Origin of the sequence: Streptomyces sp. NPDC058701 (assembly GCF_042715295.1) — a bacterium.
Taxonomy (GTDB): domain Bacteria; phylum Actinomycetota; class Actinomycetes; order Streptomycetales; family Streptomycetaceae; genus Streptomyces.
This window is the reverse complement of record NZ_JBHXSY010000139.1, coordinates 1-1,665: the sequence shown is the minus strand read 5'-3', so window position 1 is coordinate 1,665 and position 1,665 is coordinate 1. Positions and strand designations below refer to the sequence as shown.

The following is a 1,665-nucleotide window of genomic DNA, read 5'->3' as shown; positions in this document are numbered from 1 at the left end:
AGATATCGCAGCTGCAAAGGTCACACAGGCCGCCCAGCGTAGAGTTGGGGCTCCCGTCCAATCAATTGGCGTGATTGTTGGTGCTGCCCAGCCACGTCAACGTCATAATCCAAACCCACCAATAAGCCTAACTGAAAAGGCTATGAGGAAGCGTGGTATTTACGATCAAGCGGCTCTGCTACTGGATCAACAAGCATTGCAGGAAAGTAGCCCAGAACGTGCTATGCAAGCCCGTAAAGCAGCGCAGGCAGCGAAAGAACTAAGTTCTACCCAGCAACTTGAATTTGACTTCTTTGGAGGTGGTAACGTGTCCATTGCTTTCCAGTACCAGGACGCCGTTACTGAACGGCTATTTGAATCCGCTAAGACCACAGCGCAAGCATATCACGCTCAGGCCGTTCTATGGCAAATCTGCCGTAATCTTGGCTGGCAAAGTTACGAATGCACCAAAACGGCCGCAGATCTCTGCGAGACAATGCGAACTGACAAAGCACAAATGGCAAGAGCATTAGATTTGCTTGAAAAAGTTGGTGCAATTCATCGCGTTAAACGTGGTCGAGTAAAAGTTATAACTGTAACACCTGAAGGAGCTTTTCGTGGGAATGTAAATAACCACGCTAAAGCTGTTGAGCGCTTCCGTCTGGACGTTATCGACGGCGGTTTATCGCCTGAATAACAGCTCTTATTCTGCCCGATTAATGAGCTACAGAATTTTATAATTCTTTGACTTCTAAAGCCCTCGTTTGAGGGCTTTTTTTTGAGTTTTTTAGGTGTAACGCTGACAAGTTGCATTTCCTGCTACACAGACGTTTCAGAAAAACAGCCGGCACAAAAATCACCTACAGCGCGATTTTGGGGCGCGGTGTTTTTGTGCCTATTCGACAGTGCTTTTTGATGAATTTAATTTTGTACCACAAAATTACGTATCCTGCCTATGAACACAGGACAAAAGTCGCAACGCAAGACATAACGTCCCCGCGCCTTTAAATTGCGCTGTAGGGGGCGTTATGTCGTTCGAGCCTGTTGACTACATTGAATATGATAAAAACGCTCACACGGCGATTTATGGAGCTATGAGGGGCATTAGAGCTCCCACCCTTCATCCATAAAAGCCTTTTCATCGAAAGGAACACGATTATCCCCTCTAAGGCTTTTAATTTTGGCTTGTATCTCTGCTACTCTTTCAGTCAGTGATTTTTCATTCTGCTGATCAGAATCCTGTGATTTTTTTTCTGTTTTCTTCATTTCACAGTCTCCCCAATCTAGTTTTTATTTAAATATCTCATGTAGGTCGATGTAACATAAAATGTAGTTCGTAATGTAACATCACATGTAACATTTTTTGCACTTGTAAGTGTCAGCACACACGCGGTTTAGCTTAAATTTTTAGACTGTTTTTTTGCTGTTTTTCATTAAAACGATGATTACCCATAAAACTCATAATCTTAAGCGTTTTCACATACGTTTGTTGATTAAAAAGTTGTCTCAAAATTGGGACTTGTTTTCGATGGTTATAGGTAAATCGAAAACCGGCAGTGCTGCCGTCCTGCGGGCTGTCCAGTAGGTCAGTCCTCGGAAACAGCATCTCTGCCGTTATCACATGCACCATTTTTTTAAGCTATTTTACGAAGCGACTAGCTTCGTTCCGCTTAATCTATTTAAGAT

At 43.4% G+C, this 1,665-nt stretch carries 2 protein-coding genes; one reads left to right on the top strand and one right to left on the bottom strand.

Translation table 11 applies throughout. The features are described from left to right. A partial coding sequence (locus tag ACFWW8_RS38560) for a hypothetical protein (protein ID WP_386537603.1) occupies positions 1-676 on the top strand: 676 nt, incomplete at its 5' end. Between the two features lie 407 nt (positions 677-1,083). On the opposite strand, the gene ACFWW8_RS38555 is transcribed toward ACFWW8_RS38560, so the two are convergent. Beyond that, entirely contained in the window at positions 1,084-1,245 is a 162-nt protein-coding gene (locus ACFWW8_RS38555; RefSeq protein WP_376936199.1) for a hypothetical protein, read from the bottom strand. Between the last annotated feature and the right edge of the window lie 420 nt (positions 1,246-1,665).